This is a genomic window from Gemmatimonadales bacterium, from assembly GCA_030697825.1.
In the GTDB taxonomy this organism is placed as follows: Bacteria; Gemmatimonadota; Gemmatimonadetes; order Gemmatimonadales; family JACORV01; genus JACORV01.
In genome coordinates, this window is sequence record JAUYOW010000212.1 from 1 (window position 1) to 5,866 (window position 5,866).

The 5,866-nt window shown below is 67.9% G+C and carries 6 protein-coding genes; 2 read left to right on the top strand and 4 right to left on the bottom strand.

Annotated features, from left to right (window positions below):
• Positions 1–164: 164 nt before the first annotated feature.
• From Q8Q85_11030 to Q8Q85_11045, 4 genes are all read right to left on the bottom strand, one after another.
• Positions 165–530 carry a hypothetical protein gene (locus Q8Q85_11030; protein MDP3774786.1) on the bottom strand — a complete coding sequence of 122 codons (366 nt, stop codon included), beginning with the start codon at positions 528–530 and terminating at the stop codon, positions 165–167.
• A 320-nt stretch (positions 531–850) separates the two neighbouring features.
• Entirely contained in the window at positions 851–1,264 is a 414-nt protein-coding gene (locus Q8Q85_11035; GenBank protein ID MDP3774787.1) for a type II toxin-antitoxin system death-on-curing family toxin, read from the bottom strand.
• A 13-nt stretch (positions 1,265–1,277) separates the two neighbouring features.
• On the bottom strand, positions 1,278–1,511 hold the full coding sequence (locus Q8Q85_11040; protein ID MDP3774788.1) for an AbrB/MazE/SpoVT family DNA-binding domain-containing protein: 234 nt from the start codon (positions 1,509–1,511) through the stop codon (positions 1,278–1,280).
• An 84-nt stretch (positions 1,512–1,595) separates the two neighbouring features.
• Positions 1,596–2,474 carry a M28 family peptidase gene (locus Q8Q85_11045; GenBank protein ID MDP3774789.1) on the bottom strand — a complete coding sequence of 293 codons (879 nt, stop codon included), beginning with the start codon at positions 2,472–2,474 and terminating at the stop codon, positions 1,596–1,598.
• A 309-nt stretch (positions 2,475–2,783) separates the two neighbouring features.
• Between Q8Q85_11045 and Q8Q85_11050 the strand changes: the two genes are divergently transcribed.
• A complete protein-coding gene (locus Q8Q85_11050) occupies positions 2,784–3,041 on the top strand; it encodes a hypothetical protein (GenBank protein ID MDP3774790.1) in 258 nt (85 codons plus the stop codon).
• Between the two features lie 40 nt (positions 3,042–3,081).
• On the top strand, positions 3,082–5,829 hold the full coding sequence (locus Q8Q85_11055) for a UPF0182 family protein (protein MDP3774791.1): 2,748 nt from the start codon (positions 3,082–3,084) through the stop codon (positions 5,827–5,829).
• Positions 5,830–5,866 lie beyond the last annotated feature (37 nt).

Below are 5,866 nucleotides of genomic sequence, written 5' to 3' on the forward strand. Positions count from 1 at the left end.
GTTGCAGGGTTGCAGAGTTGCAGCGGTCTTCAGGAGGCAGGAGGCAGGCATCAGCTCGCCTGGCATCTGATCCTGCCACCTGTTTTTCCTGCCAGCCGCTGCAACTCTGCAACCCTGCAACTCTACTGCCACCTATCACCCGATCCCTACCGCACTACTGCCGCCTACCACCCGATCCCTACCGCCACGACGAATCTCGAATCCACATCCCCCGGCCTGATCCGCTGCATCGGGTCGTCCACGGTCACGAACTTGAACCATCCTCCCACATCGATGAACACCGGCGACGCCGGAATCAACCTCACCCCGATCTCCACGCCGGGCTCCCACCCGCGCAGGTTCCGCGTGAAGCGTGACACCGATGGCGGGATGTAGATCGGCGGGTAGTAGCCGCTATCCGGCGGCGGCGTCAGGAGCGAGTCGGGAGGAAGCGGTGGCGGCGACTCGCAGTAGGGGCATCCGTAGTAGTAGACGATGGTCTGCTCGACGCGCCGCCGGTGGTAGCCGATGAACTCGCCGACATACACCATCAGCCGCTGCTGCGGGCCGCTGAAGGAGAGCGCCGGCGGATAGTAGCGCGCGGACAGGTCGAGGCTCGAGACCGATCCGCGTCCGGTCGTCCACGAGGGCGGCGATATCGAACGCCGCGGTCTGGCGCGGCGCGATCGCGGACCGGGCCGCTTCGCCGATCGGCGTTTGGGCGGCTAGGGGCGTCGCAAGAAGAGCGGACAGCAGTGCCGGACGGAAAAGGCGCATTGGGCCTCCTGGTCTGCTGGACCCGGGTGGAGGCTATCGCGTCACACCGGGGGTGGGCGGGAGCGGGACAACCGGGTGCCATTCCGTTACCCACCTACTTGGCCGTGCGGCGCCGACGTTTGGAGTTCTCGCGGAGCCATTCGGCCAAGCCGTCCTCCGTCATGCTGCCGTCGGCGACGGCGAGCATGGTGGTTACGGCAGCGGGTTCCGGAGCAGTCAGCGTGAATCCGTTGTACGCGAGGAATGTCGCCATCGCGACGAACGCCGTGCGCTTGTTGCCGTCGCTGAAGGGGTGGTTCTTCGCGAGCGCGAACCCGTAGGACGCGGCGCATGCCGCCACGTCGTGCGCCGCGCCGTAATGCCACCGGTGCCGCGGGCGGCCGAGGGCCGACTCCAGGGCGCCCGCGTCGCGAATCCCGGGCAGGCCGCCATGTTGCTCGAGCTGCATGCCGTGAATCGCCTCGACCTGGTCACGCGTCAGCCACCGGGGCTCACTCCGCTTCGGCATCTCCCCGACCCGCCTAACGCTTCGAGAGTTCGCGCAGCGCGTTGCGGTACTTCTTGCCGACCTCGTGCGCGATCGCCATCACCTCAGCGAAATCGGGATCGTACGGGGTGAGCAGGATCCCCGCCTCCGTCTCCTGGATCGAGACGCGGTCACCTTTGGCGAGGGCGTACTTCTCGAGCATCTGCTTCGGGATGGTCACCCCGGCGGAGTTGCCGATGGGGCGGATGACGGTCTCCTTCACGCGCATGGAGTACTCCCGGGAATGTTATAACAATGGTAATACCATGCTGCGGCTGCCGCAATGCGGACCGGGGAAGAATAGGGCACCGGCTCACCTGGCCAATGCGTCCGCGGCCGCCGCGACCGCCTCCGTCGCTTTCGCGAGAAACCCGTAGTCCAGCGTCTCCGGCGTGTCCGTCAACTGGTGGTAGTGAGGGTTCCGCAGGTCCGCCGTGTCCGTGATCATGAGCGCCGGGATCCCCGCGTCCCAGAAGCGCGCATTGTCCGAGCGGCGGGTGTCGGGGACCAGCCATCCCTTGAGCGGCACCGCCAGCGACACCAGCGGCACGAGGTCCCGAGCCGCGCGCTCGAACACCGCGAGAAGTGCCCGTGAGTCCCTATCGCCGACGGCCGTGAGGAAGTTGCCTTCCTTGGGGATCTTCTTCACCAGCTTCACCGCCGCGGGAACAACCTGATCCGGCCCCGTGAAGCCGAGCATCTCGAGCACCAGCGCGCCCGCGATCATCGCCCCGCGCGCCTTTAGCCAGCGAACGTACTCGCGGCTGCCGATGCGGAAGTTGCCAAGATAGTCCTGCACCTCTTCGAGGTTGAACCCGACGAATTGCACCGTGGCCCTGGGACGCGTGCCGCCGAGCATCCGCGCGACCTCGAGCAGCGCCGCCACGCCGCTCGCGTTGTCGTCGGCACCGGGCGAGCCGGCGACCGAGTCGAAGTGCGCGCCCACCACGACCCACGGCCGGGCCGGGTCCGTGCCGTCAAGGGTGCCCACGACGTTGTGGAACTCGCGCCCCTTCCACTCGAACAGCTGCCGCTCCACCCGGAGCCCCGCCGCGTCCAGCTCCAGCGCGATGAAGTCCTCGGCTGCGCGCAACGCGTCCGGGGAAGTCACCGGATGGCGCGGGACAGCGAGCCGGCGCAGGTCGCGCTCGAGCCGGCCCTGATCGGGACCGGTCTCCGAAGGTTGCTTCATGCACTTCTCATGAGGTGGTCACTCGACGACGAATAGTGTACCGCATCACTGGGAGGAGAGCCATGAGACGCCTCGTGGGCACGGCTCGACCAGGCGCGGTCCGTCGCCGCGCATAGGAACGCCACCTCGCCTTTGCCGCCCCTGCCTGGTTCCCGTATGGCAACCGGTGATCGCGCCGGCGTCCGCGGGACGTCGCGCCGATCGATGCTGCGCGGTCGGCAAGAAAACAGCCCTGTGATGCAAGATTGCGCCACCAGGCTCGCCGAGCTTAGGCTTAGGCTGGCGTCGGTCTCAGCCTGAGGGGAGCCGATGCCGATTACGGCAAAGCTGTCGAAGAAGTTCTACGACAAGCTCGGTGACGAGGTCGCCAACGAGCTGATGGAGTGGCTCAACACCGTGGACACGAGCTACCGGCAGGAGTTCAAGGAACTCTTCGAGGCCAACTTCGGGCGCCTGGAAGCCCGGCTGGACGCCAAGCTCGAGGCCCTGAAGTCCGAGCTGCTGCGCTGGATGTTCCTCTTCTGGGTGGGCACGATGGGCACCGTGCTCGCCATCCTGAAGCTCTAGCCGAAAGCACGCCTCGTGCGACGAGGTTAGCTTACCCTTCATGACCGCTCCCCCACGAGTAACCCGTCTCCCGGGTCATCGGCCGAGTCGCCTCGGGCTCATCGCGCTCGTCCTGCTGGTCGTCCTCTTCTTGCTCCTGCCCGCTCTGATCCAGCTCGCCGCGGAATGGCCCTGGTTCAAGGCCCTCGGCTACGGGCGCGTGTTCACGACCCGGTTCCTGGCTCAGCTGCTGCTTGGCGGGGGGATCGGCGTCGTCGCGTTCGTCTTCCTCTACGCTAATCTGCGGCTTGCCCAACGCGGCGTCGTCCCGAACCCGCAGGTACTCACGTTCAACGCCTCCCCGGTGGATGTGACACGCCTGCTGCGCCGCCTGGCCCTGCCGGCGGCCCTGGGCTTGGCAGCGCTGTTCGGCGTTGGGGCCAGCAGCGGCTGGTTGGGCGTGCTCCAGTTCCTGCACCGGACGCCGTTCGGCGTGTCGGATCCCGTTTTCGGCCGCGACGTCGGCTACTACGTCTTCACGGTGCCGGTCCTCTCGGGCACGATCGGGCTCGTTACGGCCCTCACGATGCTCGCGCTGCTGGCCGTCACCGCCCTGTACGTGCTGCGCCGAGACGTCATCGTGTTCGGGCGGCGCGTCACCGTGGAGCCGTCGGCCCGGCTGCACCTCGCCGTGCTGATCGCCCTGATGTTCCTGCTGGCGGCGCTGCGGGTGTACTTCGTTCGACTCCCGGCCCTGTTGTACTCCACCACCGGGCCGCTGGTGGGCGCGAGCTTCGCCGATCTCCACGCCACCCTCACCGGCCTCCGGATCGTGGGGGTCGCCGCGGTGGCCGGCGCGGCGCTGGTCCTGTGGGGAGCCCGCAGCCACCTTCTGGCCCGCAACGCCCTGGTCGCACTCGGGCTCTACATCGGGGTATCCTTGCTCGGCGTCGCCCTCTACCCCGCGATCATCCAGAAACTGATCGTGGCGCCGAACGAGTTGGTCAAAGAAACGCCGCAGCTCGCCTACCATATCGCGGCGACGCGGCGGGCCTGGGGGCTGGATAGCGTCGTGACGCGCGATCTGACCGGCGAGGCCCGGCTCACCGAGCGCGACATCCGGGCCAACCGGCCGACCATAGACAACGTCCGGCTGTGGGATCGCGACCCGCTGCTCCAGACCTTCGGGCAGTTGCAGGAGATCCGCACCTACTACGACTTCGTGTCGGTGGACGACGACCGCTACTGGATAGACGGCCGGTACCGCCAGGTGCTGCTCTCGCCGCGCGAGCTGAACCCGGCTTCGCTCCCCACCCGGACCTTCATCAACGAGCGGCTCACCTTCACGCACGGCATGGGGCTCACCCTTGGGCCGGTGAACCAGGTGACGGCGGAGGGCCTGCCGGTCCTCTTCATCAAGGACCTGCCCCCGGCATCCAGCGTGTCGCTGCGGGTGACTCGCCCGGAGATCTACTACGGCGAGCTCACCGATTCGTGGGTGTTCGCCCGGACCGGCCAGCGGGAATTCGACTACCCCTCTGGCGACGAGAACATCTTCACCTCCTATGCGGGTGCCGGGGGCGTCCCGGTCGGCTCGTTCTGGCGGCGGCTGGTGTTCGCGGCCTACTTCCGCTCCCTGAAGGTGCTGCTGTCGAGCGACATCACGAACGACAGCCGCGCGATGTACATCCGGAACGTCCGGGCGCGGGCGCGCACGGCGCTGCCGTTCCTGCGCTTCGACGGCGACCCGTACCTCGTGATCGACGACGCGGGTCGGCTGCGCTGGATCCTCGACGCCTACACCGCGACGAGTCGCTATCCCTACGCGCAGCCGATCGCCAACGGCACCAATTACCTGCGCAACAGCGTGAAGGTGGTCATCGACGCCTTTGACGGTACCGTCACGGCCTACCTGGCCGACCCCGCCGACCCGCTGGCGCGCACCCTGGCGAAGGTGTTCCCCGGCATCTTCCAGCCGCTCGACGCGATGCCCGCGGACCTGCGCGCGCACCTACGCTACCCCGAGGACCTGTTCCTGGTGCAGAGCGACATGTACGCCACCTACCACATGGACGAGCCGGAGACGTTCTACCACCGGGAGGATCAGTGGCAGAAACCGGTGCTGTCGCAGGGAGGGGAGACGCGGGACCCGTTCCTCCGGCGCATCGTGATGCGGCTGCCCGAGGAGCGCGAGGCGGAGTTCATCTTCATGGTGCCGTTCACGCCGCGCGGCAAGGACAACCTGGCCTCGTGGATGGTGGCGCGCAACGACGGGGAGCACTACGGCCAGCTGGTCGTGTACCGCTTCCCCAAGCAAAGCCTGGTCTTCGGGCCGACCCAGATCGTCAACCGGATCAACCAGGACACCGAGGTTTCCCGCCAGGTCTCGCTGTGGGACCAGCGCGGCTCCGAAGTGATCCGCGGCAATCTGCTGGTCATCCCGATCGAGGGGTCGCTGGTCTACGTGCAGCCGCTCTACCTGCGGGCCGAGGGTGGGCGCATCCCCGAGCTGAAGCGCGTCGTCGTCGCCTACCAGAACCGGGTGGTGATGGAGGAGACGCTGGAGGCCGGGCTGGCGCGGCTGTTCGGCGGCGCGCTCCTGCCCGCCGCGGTTGCGGCGACGCCGAGCGCGGCCGCCCGTCCCGGCGACGGGCGCGGGGCAGCTCTTGCCCGCCAGGCGGCCGAGTTGTACCAGCGCGCCCTCGAAGCCCAGCGCAGCGGCGACTGGGCGCGGTACGGAGCGGAGCTTACGCGGCTGGGGGAGGTGCTGCGCCAGTTGCAGTCCGCGCTCGGAGACCGCCAGCCGTAGTCGCGAGCTGCTGCGCTGGATGTTCCTTTTCTGAGTG

Coding starts and splice junctions, on each gene's coding strand:
- Q8Q85_11030 (MDP3774786.1), bottom strand. CDS start 530: ATGGTGTATGTCGGCGAGTTCATCGGCTACCACCGGCGGCGCGTCGAG.
- Q8Q85_11035 (MDP3774787.1), bottom strand. CDS start 1,264: ATGCCGAAGCGGAGTGAGCCCCGGTGGCTGACGCGTGACCAGGTCGAG.
- Q8Q85_11040 (MDP3774788.1), bottom strand. CDS start 1,511: ATGCGCGTGAAGGAGACCGTCATCCGCCCCATCGGCAACTCCGCCGGG.
- Q8Q85_11045 (MDP3774789.1), bottom strand. CDS start 2,474: ATGAAGCAACCTTCGGAGACCGGTCCCGATCAGGGCCGGCTCGAGCGC.
- Q8Q85_11050 (MDP3774790.1), top strand. CDS start 2,784: ATGCCGATTACGGCAAAGCTGTCGAAGAAGTTCTACGACAAGCTCGGT.
- Q8Q85_11055 (MDP3774791.1), top strand. CDS start 3,082: ATGACCGCTCCCCCACGAGTAACCCGTCTCCCGGGTCATCGGCCGAGT.